18 protein-coding genes are annotated in these 16693 nt (G+C 60.1%); 8 read left to right on the top strand and 10 right to left on the bottom strand.

Features of this window, described 5'->3' with window-relative positions; genetic code table 11:
• The first annotated feature begins 197 nt into the window (after window positions 1-197).
• On the top strand, window positions 198-824 hold the full coding sequence (locus tag CAF76_RS11045) for a response regulator transcription factor (protein ID WP_007953203.1): 627 nt from the start codon (window positions 198-200) through the stop codon (window positions 822-824).
• An 89-nt stretch (window positions 825-913) separates the two neighbouring features.
• Here CAF76_RS11045 and CAF76_RS11050 read toward each other — a convergent pair whose 3' ends face one another.
• The 8 genes from CAF76_RS11050 to metG all read right to left on the bottom strand — a co-directional run bounded on the left by CAF76_RS11050 (window position 914) and on the right by metG (window position 7949).
• A complete protein-coding gene (locus tag CAF76_RS11050) occupies window positions 914-1093 on the bottom strand; it encodes a PA3496 family putative envelope integrity protein (RefSeq protein ID WP_039765850.1) in 180 nt (59 codons plus the stop codon).
• A 107-nt stretch (window positions 1094-1200) separates the two neighbouring features.
• On the bottom strand, window positions 1201-1839 hold the full coding sequence (gene nth, locus CAF76_RS11055; protein ID WP_085647251.1) for an endonuclease III: 639 nt from the start codon (window positions 1837-1839) through the stop codon (window positions 1201-1203).
• Window positions 1836-2417 (bottom strand): Rnf-Nqr domain containing protein, encoded by a 582-nt coding sequence (locus CAF76_RS11060; protein WP_085647252.1) that lies wholly within the window; start codon window positions 2415-2417, stop codon window positions 1836-1838. Before CAF76_RS11060 ends, nth begins: the two co-directional genes overlap by 4 nt.
• The gene (locus CAF76_RS11065) at window positions 2414-3019 is read right to left on the bottom strand and encodes an RnfABCDGE type electron transport complex subunit G (RefSeq protein ID WP_085647253.1); all 606 of its coding nucleotides are present in this window, start codon (window positions 3017-3019) and stop codon (window positions 2414-2416) included. Before CAF76_RS11065 ends, CAF76_RS11060 begins: the two co-directional genes overlap by 4 nt.
• Window positions 3016-3999: an RnfABCDGE type electron transport complex subunit D gene (locus tag CAF76_RS11070; protein ID WP_085647254.1), complete on the bottom strand. Its 984-nt coding sequence runs from the start codon at window positions 3997-3999 to the stop codon at window positions 3016-3018. The genes CAF76_RS11065 and CAF76_RS11070 overlap by 4 nt, the downstream gene beginning before the upstream one ends.
• Entirely contained in the window at window positions 3986-5200 is a 1215-nt protein-coding gene (gene rsxB, locus CAF76_RS11075) for an electron transport complex subunit RsxB (RefSeq protein WP_085647255.1), read from the bottom strand. The genes CAF76_RS11070 and rsxB overlap by 14 nt, the downstream gene beginning before the upstream one ends.
• Window positions 5197-5766 (bottom strand): electron transport complex protein RnfA, encoded by a 570-nt coding sequence (locus CAF76_RS11080; protein WP_085647256.1) that lies wholly within the window; start codon window positions 5764-5766, stop codon window positions 5197-5199. Before CAF76_RS11080 ends, rsxB begins: the two co-directional genes overlap by 4 nt.
• A gap of 131 nt (window positions 5767-5897) precedes the next feature.
• The gene (gene metG / locus CAF76_RS11085; protein ID WP_039765864.1) at window positions 5898-7949 is read right to left on the bottom strand and encodes a methionine--tRNA ligase; all 2052 of its coding nucleotides are present in this window, start codon (window positions 7947-7949) and stop codon (window positions 5898-5900) included.
• A gap of 155 nt (window positions 7950-8104) precedes the next feature.
• Here metG and apbC point away from each other — a divergent pair, with 155 nt between their 5' ends.
• On the top strand, window positions 8105-9199 hold the full coding sequence (gene apbC / locus CAF76_RS11090; RefSeq protein ID WP_064383825.1) for an iron-sulfur cluster carrier protein ApbC: 1095 nt from the start codon (window positions 8105-8107) through the stop codon (window positions 9197-9199).
• A 68-nt stretch (window positions 9200-9267) separates the two neighbouring features.
• Here the strand turns inward: apbC and CAF76_RS11095 are convergent, their stop codons facing one another.
• A complete protein-coding gene (locus CAF76_RS11095; RefSeq protein ID WP_011335726.1) occupies window positions 9268-10026 on the bottom strand; it encodes an SDR family oxidoreductase in 759 nt (252 codons plus the stop codon).
• A gap of 160 nt (window positions 10027-10186) precedes the next feature.
• Here CAF76_RS11095 and CAF76_RS11100 point away from each other — a divergent pair, with 160 nt between their 5' ends.
• From CAF76_RS11100 to groL, 4 genes are all read left to right on the top strand, one after another.
• Window positions 10187-10918 (top strand): HugZ family protein, encoded by a 732-nt coding sequence (locus CAF76_RS11100; protein WP_085647257.1) that lies wholly within the window; start codon window positions 10187-10189, stop codon window positions 10916-10918.
• Window positions 10919-10983: 65 nt separating this feature from the next.
• Entirely contained in the window at window positions 10984-11460 is a 477-nt protein-coding gene (locus CAF76_RS11105; RefSeq protein WP_064599125.1) for an FxsA family protein, read from the top strand.
• A 257-nt stretch (window positions 11461-11717) separates the two neighbouring features.
• Entirely contained in the window at window positions 11718-12011 is a 294-nt protein-coding gene (locus tag CAF76_RS11110) for a co-chaperone GroES (RefSeq protein WP_085647258.1), read from the top strand.
• A 49-nt stretch (window positions 12012-12060) separates the two neighbouring features.
• Window positions 12061-13707, top strand: coding sequence for a chaperonin GroEL (gene groL, locus CAF76_RS11115; RefSeq protein ID WP_039765873.1), 1647 nt, complete (start codon window positions 12061-12063; stop codon window positions 13705-13707).
• A gap of 75 nt (window positions 13708-13782) precedes the next feature.
• On the opposite strand, the gene CAF76_RS11120 is transcribed toward groL, so the two are convergent.
• Window positions 13783-14526 carry a phosphatase PAP2 family protein gene (locus CAF76_RS11120; protein WP_085647259.1) on the bottom strand — a complete coding sequence of 248 codons (744 nt, stop codon included), beginning with the start codon at window positions 14524-14526 and terminating at the stop codon, window positions 13783-13785.
• Between the two features lie 218 nt (window positions 14527-14744).
• Between CAF76_RS11120 and colR the strand changes: the two genes are divergently transcribed.
• A complete protein-coding gene (colR, locus tag CAF76_RS11125; RefSeq protein ID WP_007953224.1) occupies window positions 14745-15428 on the top strand; it encodes a two-component system response regulator ColR in 684 nt (227 codons plus the stop codon).
• On the top strand, window positions 15418-16692 hold the full coding sequence (locus tag CAF76_RS11130) for a HAMP domain-containing sensor histidine kinase (RefSeq protein ID WP_064599121.1): 1275 nt from the start codon (window positions 15418-15420) through the stop codon (window positions 16690-16692). Before colR ends, CAF76_RS11130 begins: the two co-directional genes overlap by 11 nt.
• The last annotated feature ends 1 nt before the right edge of the window (window position 16693 follow it).

Consider the following 16693-nt stretch of genomic DNA (forward strand, 5'->3'; position numbering starts at 1 on the left):
CGATCGGCAGGGTGGCGGGCTTTATGTTCTTTTCAGGCTGGTATTTTTCTGGTGGTCCTTTTCTGTAGGAATAATCTTTATTGGCTGTAGGAGTTGTCTCTTGATGCCGGTGTGAATGAACTTCTCCATGCCATGAGTGAAATGACTGCGTTATTGTGCCGGTTCTAAAAATTCGAACAGCGAAACTGGACTTGCCCATGAATAAAGTGCTGATCGTGGATGATCACCCCGTCATTCGTCTTGCGGTGCGTATGCTGATGGAACGTCATGGCTACGAAGTCATTGCAGAAACCGACAATGGAGTGGATGCATTACAACTTGCCCGTGATCAGATGCCGGATATCGTAATACTGGATATCGGCATACCGAAACTGGATGGACTGGAAGTCATTGCGCGTCTTACGACAAGTGCGATGCCGTTGAAGGTGCTCGTGCTGACGTCCCAGTCACCGGGACACTTTTCCATGCGTTGCATGCAATCGGGGGCGGCGGGTTATGTTTGCAAGCAACAGGATCTGACGGAGTTGCTGAGTGCAATCAAGGCGGTACTGTCCGGATACAGCTATTTTCCGAATCAGGCGTTGCATACGGTGAGGACCAGCCTGGGAAATGCCAGCGAGGCCGATATGGTGGATCGCCTGTCCGGGCGTGAAATGATGGTGTTGCAGCAACTGGCGCGCGGCAAGACCAACAAGGAAATCGCCGACGGGATGTTCCTCAGTAACAAGACCGTGAGTACCTACAAGACCCGATTGCTTTTAAAGCTCAATGCGCGGTCGCTGGTGGATCTGATTGAGTTGGCGCAGCGGAACGGCCTGGTCTGAGAGTTTCTGTGGCTGACGGATCATGGGCGGATCGGAATCAGCGAGTAGCAAAAAAGAGAAAAGCCTCCGTTTCGGGAGGCTTTCAAATATCAGAGATCAAAGTCGTAATCGGCCAACTGCTTCTGCAGTCGGCGCTCCTCAAGCAGGTTGTCGATGGTTCGGCGCTTGCTGAGATTGGTCTTGGCAACTTCAACCACCGGTTCGGCGTCTTCGGCTTCGGCAGCGATGAAATCGTCGTCTACATCCAGTTGTTCTTTGCTGTCAGTCATAAGGTCAACTCCAGGCTAAGACTGCCTTTGGCGCCCCTTATATCGATATTCCAGCGGATGGTAAAAAAGATTTTTTCAATCGATAAATCAATAACTCCAATAGCCGCTCAATCGTCGGAAGTCTTGTGCTTGTACTCGCACAAATCTTCGATCCGACAGCTGCCACAGCGGGGCTTGCGTGCCAGACACACATAGCGTCCGTGAAGAATGAGCCAGTGGTGCGAGTCGAGCAGGTATTCCTTTGGCACGAACTTCATCAGCTTCTTTTCCACCTCGACCACATTTTTTCCCGGTGCAATGCCGGTGCGGTTGCTGACCCGGAAAATGTGGGTGTCAACGGCCATGGTCAACTGTCGGAACGCAGTGTTGAGCACGACATTGGCAGTTTTGCGGCCAACGCCCGGCAAGGCCTCCAGTTCTTCGCGAGTCTGCGGGACTTCGCCATTGTGCAGCTCGACCAGGAGACGACAGGTCTCGATCACGTTTTTGGCCTTGCTGTTATAGAGGCCGATGGTCTTGATGTATTCGGACAGACCTTCAACGCCTAGCGCGTGAATGGCCGCCGGCGTGTTCGCCACCGGGAACAGCTTGGCCGTTGCCTTGTTCACCCCGACATCCGTCGATTGTGCAGACAGAATCACTGCGATCAACAGTTCGAAAGGCGAAGAATAGGCCAGTTCAGTCTTGGGTTCGGGATTGTCCTCGTGCAACCGGCGGAAGATCTCCAGACGTTTTGCGGCATTCATGGGTGATGCGTTTCCTCGGGTAGGTCGGCAGGCCGAATCCAGGCCTGACGGGCGGCCAGTAACAGCCCAAGCAATAGGAAGGCGCCGGGAGCCAGCGTCGCGAAATGAAGACCGTCGCCGAACAGAATCAAACCTTGCCAGTGATCCGACAGGTGATGGCCGATGCTGCCCTGACCGATCAGCTCACGCAACATCGCAAGCGCAATCATCAGCGCGACAAACAGCCCGCACTGTTTCAGACGTTCACGTACAGGCTGGCGAAAAAATCCATCGTGCTCCAGCACGACGCACTGCAAGCCAATCAACCCGGCATAAAGACTGATCAGTTGATGCCACTGCAGCGCACCGCGTTGCAGAACAATATCGGCGCAGCCCGCCAGGGTTGCGGCCAGCACCAGGCTGACCGGCAACAGGCTCTCGCTGCTCAGGCGCGAGCGCAGCGGTGCCATGCACAAACCGTAAACGCCCACGACAACCGTAAACATCAACAACGTCGCCAGCGCACCCGCCACGGAGTCGGTGGCACCGATCAATAGCACCAGCATCATTGAATTCGACAGTGTCGCTGACGTGTTCATGGCGCGCTCCCGAGCAGGGTCGTCCGGTGTTCATCGAAGTAACGCAGGGCATCGTGGATGGTATTGATCGCCGCACGAGACGTAATGGTGGCGCCCGCGATCTGGTCGAACTGTCCCTGATCCTTTTTCAGAGCCCATCCGCTGTCCGTCGGCTGGCTGCTCGATTTTCCGCTAAAGGTCTGAAGCCAGCTATTTGGCCAGTCGCCGATATGTCCACCCAGCGAAGGCGTTTCGTTTTGCTCGAGGGTTTTGACACCGAGCAATCGACCGTTGGCGTCGATGGCAATCAGCAACTCGATATTGCCGGCATAACCTTGGGCCTGGCTGCGCAGCAGCACCGCCACGGGTTGGCCGCTTTTGCTCGCCCGATAAGTGCCCAGCAACTGACTGTGGCTCAGGTGGATGTCGGTCAGCGCCAGAGGTTGTTCAAGCGGCTGATTGTCGTAACTGTCGGCCGGCAGCACGTCCAGCAGCTTGCGACTTTCAAGCAGACGCTGTTCGGCGGCGATCTGCGGCGCATTGCTGCGTTGCACCAACCATGTCACGCCGATGCCCAGCGCGCTGATCAACACCAGTGTGATCAGGCTGCTCGTGCGGTTCATGGTGCCACCTGCGCCTGACGGGCCATGGCGAAACGCTCAAGCGCCGGCACGCACAGGTTCATCAGCAGCACTGCAAACGCCACGCCGTCGGGGTAACCACCCCAGGTGCGAATCACATAAGTCAGCAACCCCACGCCCGCGCCGAACAACAGACGGGCGAGCGGGCTTTTTGCCCCCGACACCGGTTCAGTGACGATGAAAAACGCCCCGAGCATGGTCGCGCCGCTCAGCAGGTGAAACAGCGGCGAGCCGTGGGAGTCGGATCCCGAGCCGTTCCAGCACAACAGGCTGGTCACGAACAGGCTGGCGAGCATGCCGACCGGCGCGTGCCAGCCAAACACTCGACGCTGCAACAGCAACAACCCACCGCCGAGGAACGCCAGGTTCACCCATTCGACGCCGTGCCCGCCAACGCGACCGAACGCCGGATCGCCGGCAAACAGTTCATCCATGGTCAGGCTTTTATTGATGCGCAGACTGTCCAGCGCGGTGGCCTGAACCCAGGCGTCCGGTTGCGCGCCCAGATTGAACACCTGGCCAAAAGCCGCCGTCAGCTCCATGCCGTGGGCCGGCCAGTGGGTCATCGGTTGAGGGAACATCACCATGGCCAAGGCGAAGCCGAGCATGGCCGGGTTGAAAGGGTTTCGGCCCACGCCACCGTACAGATGTTTGCCCAGCAGCAGGCCCGAGGCGATCGCAGTGACCGTCAGCCACCACGGGCAATAGGGCGGCAGCGCGATCGCCAGAAGCGTGGCGCTGACCACCGCGCTGCCATCGCTCAAGGTGGACTGCAGCGGTTGCCGGCGCAGATAAGTCACGGCAGCTTCAACCCCCAAGGCCGTGACGACGGACAGGATCAGGTTGATCAGCACGCCCCATCCGTAAAACCAGAACAACGCCAGTAATCCCGGCAATGTCGCCAGCAAAACCAGCTTCATTGCCTGTTGCAGGTGCTCGTCTCTGGTTTCAATGGATGACATGGGCTTGTACCTGCCGCTCTGCTTCTTGCAGGCGGGCGCGGGCCTTTTCGAGGATGTCGGCGGGCGTGCCGTCGCGCCGTTGCAGTTTGTTCAGATCGGCGCGAGCGTAGGCCAGTTCGGTTTTCAGCTGACGCAGCTGATCGTCGATCGGGCGTTTCTCGACACGCACAAGCTCCGGCGCCGGTTGATCGCTGGCGGCTTCGGCGTTGTGCAGCGCCTGTTCGGCGTCACGCAGCGCTTGCTCCAGCGCGGCGATCTCGGCTGGCGGGGCCTCTGCGGTTTGCGCTTTTTTCAGTTCGGCACGGCGCATCGCCAACTGGATTTTCGCCCGTTTCAGATCGGCGTCCTTTGCCGGGGCGGCCACGACCGGCGCAGGTGCCGCGCTGCTTTCCAGCTTCGCAAGTGCCTGTTCGGCCGCTTCGAACTGTTGTTGCAGGACGATCAGTTGCGATTGCTGATCGAAGGTCGGCGGATGACCGAAGGCCTTGAGCGACTTGTTCAATTGCGCCCGGCTCATGGCCACATCGATCTTGGCTTTTTTCAGCGCAGCATCGGCGGTCGCGGCTTTTTGCGCACGCACCCGTTCCAGCGCCGCCTGCACCGGATCGAGCGTAGTGGCGGCGACTTCGACCTGAACCGCGCGCTGCGCGCGGGCTTCGCGTTCGGCCTGCTTCTGCTGTTCTTCGCGTTGCAGACGAGCGTTGCGCCGTTCGAAGCGCTGGCGGGCGTGATCGCGTTTGGCCGTGCGGGCCTGCTGTTCTGCAAGGCTGGCGGCCAGGCCGCCGACCACCGGCAGCGTGCCCGGCGGCAACGGGTGCATTTCGATGCAGTCGACCGGGCAGGGCGCCACGCACAGATCGCAACCGGTGCATTCGTCGATGATGACGGTGTGCATCAGCTTCGCTGCGCCGACGATGGCGTCGATCGGGCAGGCCTGGATGCATTTGGTGCAGCCGATGCATTCGGCCTCGCGGATGTAGGCCACTTGCGGCGGCGCCGAACCGCGACTGGTGTCCAGCTCCAGCACCGGGATTTTCAATAGTTCGGCCAGCGCCGCGATGGTTTCGTCGCCACCCGGCGGGCACTTGTTGATCGGCTCGCCGTCGGCAATGCCTTCAGCGTAGGGTTTGCATCCGGGATGGCCGCACTTGCCGCATTGGGTCTGCGGCAGCAGGGCATCGATGCGTTGAATCAGACTCATGTTTTGATCAGTCCACTGAATCCGAGAAAAGCCACGGCCATCAGTCCGGCGCCGATCAACAGGATCGGCAGGCCACGAAAGGGCAGGGGAATATCGTTGTCGGCTGTGCGTTCGCGCAAATCGTTGAACAGGCTCAATACCAGCCAGAAACCCAGACCGGCGCCAAGGCTCAGCGCAATCGCATGAAACAGGCCTTTGTCCGCTTGCGCGTTGATCAGCGTCAGTCCCAGCACACCGGCATTGCCCAGCAACAGCGGCCACAAACCATCGAATGGCAGAGCGGGGAGCCAATACGCCAACAGCTTCAGCAACGGCGTGATCAGCAAGATGCTCAACGGCATAAACACAAACAGGCGCAGGAATTCCAGTTGCAACGGCACCAGTAGCCAATGCCAGAGCACGTAACCCGCCACACCGACAAGCAGCATCAGACACAACGTTGCCAGCCCCAGCGCATGCACCTGATGGCGTTCGCCCGCCATCAGCGGATCGACGCCCAGCGGCCAGTGCAACACGAAGTTGTTGATCAGCGCAGCACTGAAGAGCGTAAGCACGAGTTCGGTCATGGTTCTGCCGGCAGGAACGGGCCTGTGTCACTTAAGGTTAGGCATTATCCGGCAGCCGTGGAGGGCGGGCCAGATATGAAAAATCCCACAGGCGCACGGAGCACGCCTGTGGGATCTGTCAGGGCAGAATCTTACTTGATGCGCTGACCCGGCTTGGCGCCGCTGTCCGGGCTCAGCAGGTAGATTTCTTCACCACCAGGGCCGGCTGCCATCACCATGCCTTCGGAGATGCCGAACTTCATTTTCCGTGGCTTGAGGTTGGCGATCATCATGGTCAGGCGGCCGTCGAGCTTCGACGGATCCGGGTAAGCGCTCTTGATCCCGGAGAACACGTTGCGTTGCTCGTCACCGATGTCGAGGGTCAGACGCAGCAGCTTGTCCGCACCTTCAACGTGTTCAGCCTTGACGATCAGCGCCACGCGCAGGTCGACGGCGGCGAAGGTGTCGAAGTCGATTTCCGGCGACAGCGGATCCTTGGCCAGTTCGCCATTGCCGGCAGGCGCGGCGGCACCGGTGTCGGTCTGGCTGGCGGTCAGGTCTTCTTTCGAGGCGTCGGTCATGGCTTGCACTTTTACCGGGTCGATGCGGGTCATCAACGGTTTGAATTCGTTCAACTGGTGGTTGGCCAGCAGGGTGGTGTGGTCGTTCCAGGTCAGCGGGGCGACGTTGAGGAACGCCTCGGCATCGGCGGCCAGCACTGGCAGCACCGGTTTGAGGAAGATCACCAGCTGGCGGAACAGGTTGATCGCCGTGGCACAGACCGCCTGGACTTCATCCTGCTTGCCTTCCTGCTTGTTCAGCGACCATGGCGCCTTGTCGGCGATCCAGGCGTTGGCGCGGTCGGCCAACGCCATGGTTTCGCGCATGGCACGGGCGAAGTCGCGGGCCTCATAGGCGTCGGCGATGCTCGGCGCGGCAGCCAGGAAGGCTTCGGTCAGTTCCGGTGCGGCGTTGGTGTCCACCAGCAGACCGGCGTTGCCCTTCTGGATGAAACCGGCGCAACGGCTGGCGATGTTGACGACTTTGCCGACCAGATCGGAGTTGACCTTCTGCACGAAGTCTTCGAGGTTCAGGTCGAGGTCGTCCACGCCACGGCCGAGTTTGGCCGCGTAGTAGTAGCGCAGGTATTCCGGCGACAGGTGATCCAGGTAGGTACGGGCCTTGATGAAGGTGCCGCGGGACTTGGACATCTTCTGACCGTTGACGGTCAGGTAGCCGTGCACGTTGATCCCGGTTGGCTTGCGCAAACCCGCGCCTTCGAGCATCGCCGGCCAGAACAGGGCGTGGAAGTTGACGATGTCCTTGCCGATGAAGTGGTACAGCTCGGCGGTGGAGTCCTTGCCCCAGAACGCGTCGAAGTCCAGCTCCGGCGTGCGGTTGCAGAGGTTCTTGAAGCTGGCCATGTAGCCGATCGGCGCGTCCAGCCACACGTAGAAGTACTTGCCCGGCTCGCCCGGGATCTCGAAACCGAAGTACGGCGCATCGCGGGAGATGTCCCACTGTTGCAGGCCGGCGTCCAGCCATTCGGCGATCTTGTTGGCCACGGCGTCCTGCAGGGTGCCGCTGCGGGTCCAGGCCTGGAGCATTTCCTGGAAATCCGGCAGTTTGAAGAAGAAGTGCTGGGAATCCTTGAGCACCGGAGTGGCGCCGGAGATGGCCGACTTCGGATCCTTCAGATCGGTCGGCGCGTAGGTCGCGCCGCACTTTTCGCAGTTGTCGCCGTACTGGTCTTCGGTGCCGCATTTCGGGCAGGTGCCCTTGATGAAGCGGTCGGCCAGGAACATTTTCTTTTCCGGGTCGAAATACTGGGTGATCGAACGTTGGGCGATGTGCCCGGCGTCACGCAGCTTCAGGTAGATCTGGCTCGACAGCTCACGGTTTTCTTCGGCATGAGTGGAGTGGAAGTTGTCGAAGTCCACCAGGAACTCGGCAAAGTCGGCGCTGTGTTCGGCCTGGACATTGGCGATCAGTTGTTCCGGGGTGATGCCTTCCTTTTCCGCGCGCAGCATGATCGCCGAACCGTGGGCGTCGTCGGCGCAGACATAAATGCACTGATTGCCGCGATGCTTCTGGAAGCGCACCCACATATCGGTCTGGATGTATTCCAGCATATGGCCAAGGTGGATCGAACCGTTGGCGTAGGGCAGGGCGCTGGTGACGAGAATCTTGCGTGGTTCGGACATGTGGGGCTTCGCTACTTGATGAAACGGAGGTCGGCCACTATAAAGCGCCGGGAAAGATATTTCACCTCTGCAAATCGTTGCCGGGCATGCCGTCCGGAGGACAGAAGGGGTAGGATACCCGCCATCTTTTCCCAGTCTTGTTATCGGAGTTGCCCATGAGTGCCGTCACTCGCGCAGCGGTGGAAGCCGTCCTCAGCCAATACACCGACCCTTACCTGAACCAGGATCCGGTCAGCGCCGGTTGCGTGCGCAACATCGAAATCACCGGCGATCGCGTCAGCGTGCAGCTGGAAATCGGCTATGCCGCCGGTCTGTTCAAGAGCGGCTGGGCGCAATTGCTGCAACTGGCCATCGAAAACCTCGACGGCGTGGTGACTGCGAAGGTCGAGGTCAACAGCGTGATCGCCGCGCACAAGGCCCAGGCGCAGATTCCCGGGCTGGCCAATGTCAAGAACGTGGTCGCCGTTGCGTCGGGCAAGGGCGGGGTGGGCAAATCCACCACCGCCGCCAACCTGGCACTGGCGCTGGCCCGTGAGGGCGCGAAGGTCGGGATTCTCGACGCCGATATCTACGGCCCGAGCCAGGGCATCATGTTCGGCATTCCCGAGGGCACCCGCCCGCAGGTCAAGGATCAGAAATGGTTCGTGCCGCTGCAGGCCCATGGCGTGGAAGTGATGTCGATGGCGTTTCTGACCGACGACAACACGCCCATGGTCTGGCGCGGGCCGATGGTCTCCGGCGCGCTGCTGCAACTGGTGACGCAAACCGCCTGGGGCGACCTGGATTATCTGGTGATCGACATGCCGCCAGGCACCGGCGACATTCAGCTGACCCTGGCGCAGAAAGTCCCGGTGGCCGGCGCCGTGATCGTCACCACACCGCAGGATCTGGCGCTGCTCGATGCGCGTAAAGGCGTGGAAATGTTCCGCAAGGTCAACATTCCGGTGCTGGGCGTGGTGGAAAACATGGCCGTGCACATCTGCTCGAACTGCGGACACGCCGAGCATCTGTTCGGTGAGGGCGGTGGCGAGAAGCTGGCGACCCAGTTCGGCGTCGAGCTGCTGGCCTCGTTGCCGCTGTCGATGCTGATCCGCGAGCAGGCCGACGGCGGCAAGCCGACGGTGATCTCCGAGCCGGACAGCCAGATCGCCATGGTCTATCAGGAACTGGCCCGCCACGTCGGCGCGCGGATCGTGCTGCAGGAAGCGGCGTCGCCGGCAATGCCGAACATCACCATCAGCGACGATTGATGGCTGTGGTTTAAACAAAAACGCCCCGGTGCCTGTGCACCGGGGCGTTTTTCATTGCGCGACAGAGGTCAGATGCGCAGCCCGCCGTCCATCTCCAGAATCCGGCCGGTGTAGTAGTCGTTCTCGAAGATGTACGCCGCCGAATGGGCGATCTCTTCCGGCTTGCCCATGCGCTTGAGCGGAATGCCCGATGTCATTTTCTCCAGCGCTTCCGGCTTCATGCCCAGGGTCATCTCGGTTTCGATGAAGCCCGGCGCGATACCGGCCACGCGAATGCCATAGCGCGCCAGTTCCTTGGCCCAGGTCACGGTCGCTGCAGCGACGCCGGCCTTGGCGGCGGAGTAGTTGGTCTGGCCGACGTTGCCCGCGCGGGAGATCGACGAGATGTTGATGATCGCGCCGCTGTTCTTCAGCTCGACCATTTTCGCCGCCACTTCACGGGTGCAGAGGAACACGCCGGTCAGGTTGACGTCGATCACCGCCTGCCATTGGGCCAGGCTCATCTTGGTCATCTCGCCGTCCTTGACCTTGAGCAGCAGGCCGTCGCGCAGGATCCCGGCGTTGTTGATCAGGCCGTGGATCGCGCCGAAGTCTTCGGCGACCTGGGCAACCATGTGCGTCACCTGCTCTTCGTTGGCGACGTTGCACAGATAGCTGCGCGCCTCGACACCCTTGGCCTTGCAGGCCGCGACCGCGTCGTCGAGTTTTTCCTGGTTCAGGTCGACCAGCGCCAGCTTCGCGCCCTTGCCCGCGAAATACTCGGCCATCGAGCGGCCCAAGCCTTGGCAACCGCCAGTGATAATGATTACTTTGTCGTTGAGTTGCATTCGCATGCCCCCGAGAGCAGGTCAGAGTGGTCCTTACAGGTAGCCTCTCGATCTGCACCGGCCAGCAGCCTGTTGCACATGAGAACTGCCCGATGGCGAGTGGGACAAATCCCATGCGCCTGTCCGTTTTTTCGACGGATTCTATTTAAGGAGTCATAAATTGAGCGTTGAAGTGGCCAAGAATGCCCGAGAATTGCTTCTCAAGGAATACCGTGGCGTGCTGTCGACCCACTCCAGATCGATGCCCGGTTTTCCGTTCGGCTCCGTGGTTCCCTACTGCCTGGACGACCAGGGCCGGCCGCTGATCCTGATCAGCCGCATCGCCCAGCACACTCACAATCTGCAGAAAGATCCGAAATGTTCGCTGCTGGTGGGCGAGCGCGAGGCTGACGATGTGCAAGCCGTTGGTCGCCTGACCTATCTGGCCGAGGCGGAAAAACTCGAAGACGCTGCCGCCATCGAAGCCGCCGCCGAGCGTTACTACCGCTACTTTCCCGATTCGCAGAATTACCACAAGGCCCACGACTTCGATTTCTGGGTGCTCAAGCCGGTACGCCACCGCTATATAGGCGGCTTTGGTGCGATCCATTGGGTCGACCAACTGACACTGGCCAACCCGTTCGCCGGCAAGGCCGAAATCAGCATGGTCGAGCACATGAACAGCGACCACGCCAAGGCCATCGCCCATTACGTGGACCTCGCCGGGCTGCCGAAAACCGTTCCCGCACAAATGGCCGGGATCGACTCCGAAGGCATGCACCTGCGCATCGGTCAGGCGCTGTACTGGCTGCCGTTTCAAGCGCCCTGTCATACGCCGATACAAGTGCGCGAGGCCTTGGTTTCTCTGGCTCACGCCGAGGTCTGGCCAAAAAATGCGCTGGCCGACGCTTGAATTCACGAAAGGGCGACGTCATCTAAGGCTTACTGCAAGGCATTTCTTGCGTTGAGGAAACTTTGATGCGCCCTTTTTTGTTGCTCTTTCTGCTGTTCCCGGTGTTGGAGCTGTTCGTATTCGTCAAAGTGGCAGGGGCCATCGGGTTTTTCCCGGCCCTGCTGCTGATCATTCTCGGCTCGATGTTCGGCGTGTTCGTGCTGCGCGTCGCCGGGCTGGCTACTGCACTGCGTGCCCGTGAAAGCCTGAACCGCGGCGAACTGCCTGCGCAAACCATGCTCGAAGGCCTGATGCTGGCCCTGGCCGGTGGCCTGTTGATCCTGCCAGGCTTCATCAGCGACGTGGTCGGTCTGGTGCTGCTGTTGCCGTTCAGTCGTCGGCTGGTCGCTAACAAAATGCGCCAGCGCGCTGAAGAGCAGGCCATGCGCCAGCGAGCGTTCGCCGATGACCTGCAACCTCGCGGCGGTCCTGCACCACGCCAGCCTCTTGGCCGCGAAGGCGATGTGATCGAAGGCGAGTTCGAACACCGCGACAGCAAGTAAATTCTGCATCGACACGGCACCTTCGGGTGCCGTGTTCGTTTATGGCACGAATTCATGCAGCCGCATGAAAATTTTTTGTCTCCAGCCCTTGTAATAAGCTTATGCGCCCTTATGTATCGGTCACCGCAAGGTTCCGGCGTATGAGTCGGACAGACTTCCGCGGTTCGCTCGACGAGCCGCAACCGGCGCAGGCCGGATTCGTTAAACCCGCCGGGACTACACCGGCCGATGAAAACCACAATTAGGAGAGATCGACAATGAAGCTTCGTCCTCTGCATGACCGCGTCGTCATCCGTCGCAGCGAAGAAGAAAAGAAAACCGCTGGCGGTATCGTCCTGCCAGGTTCGGCTGCTGAAAAAGCCAACCACGGTGTGATTCTCGCTGTAGGCTCGGGCAAAGTTCTGGAAAACGGCGAAGTGCGCGCACTGTCCGTGAAGGAAGGCGACAAGGTTGTGTTCGGTCCTTACTCCGGCAGCAACACTGTGAAAGTCGACGGCGAAGACCTGCTGGTAATGAGCGAGAACGAAATCCTCGCTGTTATCGAAGGCTGATTCCCCGCTCATTTTCCCGCTACTACAAAGTATTTAAGGAATATCGATCATGGCTGCTAAAGAAGTTAAGTTCGGCGATGCCGCTCGCTCCAAGATGCTCAAAGGCGTTAACGTTCTGGCTGACGCGGTAAAAGCGACCCTGGGCCCGAAAGGCCGTAACGTGATCCTCGAGAAGAGCTTCGGCGCTCCGACCATCACCAAGGACGGCGTTTCCGTCGCCAAGGAAATCGAACTCGAAGATCGCTTCGAAAACATGGGCGCGCAGCTGGTCAAAGACGTTGCCTCCCGTGCCAACGATGACGCCGGTGACGGTACTACTACCGCTACCGTTCTGGCTCAGTCGATCGTCAACGAAGGCCTGAAAGCCGTCGCTGCCGGCATGAACCCGATGGACCTGAAGCGCGGTATCGACAAAGCGACCATCGCGATCGTCAAAGAACTGAAAGCCCTGTCCAAGCCATGCGCTGACACCAAGGCCATCGCTCAGGTCGGCACCATCTCCGCCAACTCCGACAACTCCATCGGCGACATCATTGCCGAAGCCATGGAAAAAGTCGGTAAAGAAGGCGTGATCACCGTTGAGGAAGGCTCGGGCCTGGAAAACGAACTGTCGGTTGTAGAAGGCATGCAGTTCGACCGTGGCTACCTGTCCCCGTACTTCGTCAACAAGCCGGACACCATGGTCGCCGAGCTCGACGGCCCGCTGATCCTGCTGGTCGACAAGAAGATCTCGAACATCCGCGAAATGCTGCCAGTACTGGAAGCCGTAGCCAAAGCCGGCCGTCCACTGCTGATCGTGGCCGAAGACGTTGAAGGCGAAGCCCTGGCGACTCTGGTTGTGAACAACATGCGTGGCATCGTTAAAGTCGCAGCCGTCAAGGCTCCAGGCTTCGGCGACCGTCGCAAGGCCATGCTGCAGGACATCGCCGTTCTGACCGGCGGTACCGTGATCTCCGAAGAGATCGGCCTGAGCCTGGAAAGCACCACCCTGGAACACCTGGGCAACGCCAAGCGCGTCACCCTGTCCAAGGAAAACACCATCATCGTCGACGGTGCTGGCGTTCAAGGCGACATCGAAGCCCGCATCGCTCAGATCCGTGCCCAGGTTGCCGAGACTTCCTCGGACTACGACCGTGAAAAACTGCAAGAGCGTCTGGCCAAGCTGTCCGGCGGCGTTGCAGTGATCAAGGTTGGCGCTGGTTCCGAAGTTGAAATGAAAGAGAAGAAAGCCCGCGTTGAAGACGCCCTGCACGCAACCCGCGCAGCCGTTGAAGAAGGCGTGGTACCTGGCGGTGGCGTTGCGCTGATCCGTGCTCTGGAAGCCCTGACCGAACTGACCGGCGACAACGCTGACCAGAACGTCGGTATCGCTGTGCTGCGTCGCGCTGTCGAAGCGCCGCTGCGTCAGATCGCTGCCAACTCCGGTGACGAGCCAAGCGTAGTCGTCAACGAAGTGAAGAACGGCAAAGGTAACTTCGGTTACAACGCTGCTTCCGGCGAATACGGCGACATGATCGAAATGGGCATCCTGGACCCAACCAAGGTGACCCGTTCGGCTCTGCAAGCTGCAGCCTCCATCGGCGGTCTGATCCTGACCACCGAAGCTGCCGTTGCTGACGCACCGAAGAAAGAAGGTGCAGCTGGCGGCGGTATGCCAGACATGGGCGGCATGGGTGGCATGGGCGGCATGATGTAAGCCAGCCTTACCCAGTAACGAAAAACCCCGTCTGCGTGAGCAGACGGGGTTTTTTATTGCCCACGTTTCAGAGTTTCATGCGTTGACCGGACGGGCCTGTGTCGCTGTTTCACCCTTTACTGCCGGACGATACAGAATCCAGTAATACGACCCCAGACAGATCAGCCAGCAGAAGATCGCCGTCCACACGTTGTGGGAAAAGAAGTGTGCGCCCTGCATCATCCGGCTGATCGAAAACACCGACCCCAGTGCAAAGGCAAAGATGAACGCCTGACGGGCCAGCCGCGGGCGACGGTCACGCAGCACGAAGAACAGCGCAAACAAGGTAAAACCTGTAGCCGCATGACCACCCGGCCAGCAACGACCGGGCTTGTCGGTAGGCGGGCGATGCTCCAGCAGTTTGCTGTAGGTTTCGTGGCCGCCGAATTGTTCAAGACTCCAGGGGCATTGCACCGCTGTCACCGCTTTCACCGGCGTGACGAAAGAGGTGGCCAGACCCAGCGACAACACCAGGCAGCCCAGCTCACGCTTGAACGGTTTGAGCCGCTCGATAAAAAACGCGCCGATGAACCCGAGGATGGCAAACACCGAAAAGGCGATCACCACTTGTTTGGCGCGGTCGTGGAGGATGTCTTCGAGAAAATAACTGTGCCGGCCGATGAAGTCGCCCGCGACCGGATCGTAAAACAGCCGGGCCAGATCCATGTCCAGATCGGTCAGCTCCAGCAACACCAGAATGACCGCCGCAACGGCGGGAATACCCAGGCAAAGCCATACATTCAAAGGCCTTGAGGCAGGGCGGGCAGAGATCGAAACCATGGCAATTCCTTCATCGGTAAGGTCTTCAAAGAAGCACAACCGCGTGAGTCTGCGCCCGGTTCTGTCGGCGATTTGTCGACCGCTCGTGAAAAACTCGTCAAGTCCGGCGATCCGTGCAATTAAGTCAAATCAACCTGCCCAGCGCCTAGCCGTGAGCCACACTTGGCCGTAAGCTGCGCGGGCCAAGACGGCCGCTACCGTGTACGGAGGAGGTGCCCATGCGAATTCTATTGGTCGAAGACAACCGCGATATCCTGGCCAATCTGGCCGATTACCTGGGGCTCAAAGGCTATACCGTCGATTGTGCCCAGGACGGTCTGTCGGGCCTGCATCTGGCCGCCACCGAGCATTACGACCTGATCGTGCTCGACATCATGCTGCCGGGCATCGACGGCTACACCCTGTGCAAGCGCCTGCGCGAAGACGCCCGTCGTGATACGCCGGTGATCATGCTCACCGCCCGCGATCAGCTCGATGACCGCTTGCAGGGCTTCAAGTCCGGTGCCGACGATTATCTGGTCAAGCCGTTCGCGCTGTCGGAACTGGCGGCCCGGGTCGAAGCCGTGATGCGCCGCACCCAGGGCGGCGGCCGTCGTGCCCTGCAGGTCGGCGATCTGAGCTACGACCTCGATACCCTCGAAGTGACCCGCGAAGGCAAATTGCTCAAGCTCAACCCGGTCGGCCTGAAACTGCTGGCGGTGCTGATGCAAAAGAGCCCGCATGTCCTGCGTCGGGAAATTCTCGAAGAAGCGCTGTGGGGCGATGACTGCCCGGACAGCGACAGCCTGCGCAGCCATGTCCACCAATTGCGTCAGGTGATCGACAAACCGTTCGCCAAACCGTTGCTGCACACCGTGCATGGCGTGGGCTATCGCTTGGCCGAGGGCCGCGATGGAGTTTAAGCAAAGCCTTGCCCAGCGGATCATCATCGCCTTTGCGCTGATGAGCGCGCTGGTAGCCGGGGCGTTTGCCATGGGCATCGTCGCGACCGTGCACCTGGTCGAGGAAAAACTGATTTCCGCCGGGCTGGGCGGCGACCTGCAACGCCTGCTGTTGATGGACAACGTCTCGGACTGGAGCCATCGACCAGAACCGGATCAGTTGTTTTATTTCAGTGGCGGGCCGGGGGATTTCGAGCTGCCCAAGGACCTGCGACACCTGGATTCAGGTTTCCATGAAGTCTTTCGCGAGCAGCTGTCGTATCACGCAATGGTCGAGATCGTTGATGGTCGGCGTTATGTGCTGCTGCAGGATCAAAGCGATTTCGAAGAGCGCGAGCGCGTATTGTTCGCCGTGGTGCTGGTGGGCTTCGTGCTCAGTCTGGCACTGGCGGTGTTCCTCGGCTGGGTGCTGGCCCGCAAGGTGATGGCCCCGGTGGTGCGGCTGGCGCGTCAGGTGCGCCATCGCGATCAGTTGCTCGGACTGGCGCCTCCGCTGGCGCCCGACTACGCGGCGGACGAGGTGGGCGAGCTTGCGGTGGCGTTCGACGCGACACTTGGGCGATTGCGTCAGGCACTGACGCGGGAGCGCTTGTTTACCAGCGACGTCAGTCACGAATTGCGTACGCCGTTGATGGTGCTGGCCAGCTCTTGTGAGCTGCTGCTGGAAAATCCGGGCATCGATCAGCGCGGCAAGGCTCAGGTTCAGCGCATTGCGCGGGCCAGTGAAGAGATGCGTGAGCTGGTACAGACCTTCCTGATGCTCGCTCGCGCCCAACGTGAAGACGCCGGCGCGGCGCCCCAGCAAAGCCTCTCGCAAGTGGCTGACAGTTTGCTGTGCCTCTGGCGAGAGCCCATCGAATCCAAGGGCTTGCAGCTGATTTTCGAACCGGGCAATCCGCCCGACACCCGTTACAACGCAACGCTGCTCAATGCCGTGATGGGCAACTTGTTGCGTAACGCCTTGCACTACACCGAACAGGGATTCATTCGCTTGACCCTCAATGCCAACGGATTCGTGGTCGAGGATTCGGGCGTCGGCATTCCCGAGGAAAAGCGCGAGGCGATGTTCCAGCCTTTTGTGCGCGGCAACGAAAAACGCGGAGAAGGGCTGGGATTGGGTCTGTCACTGGTTCAACGCATCTGCGAGAACCAGGGCTGGAGTGTCACTTTGAGCACGATGGAGCCTAATGGCTGCCGTTTCGAGGTGGATCTGGGCAAGCGCTGAA

This window comes from Pseudomonas sp. B40(2017) (assembly GCF_002112855.1).
Taxonomy (GTDB): domain Bacteria; phylum Pseudomonadota; class Gammaproteobacteria; order Pseudomonadales; family Pseudomonadaceae; genus Aquipseudomonas; species Aquipseudomonas pharyngis.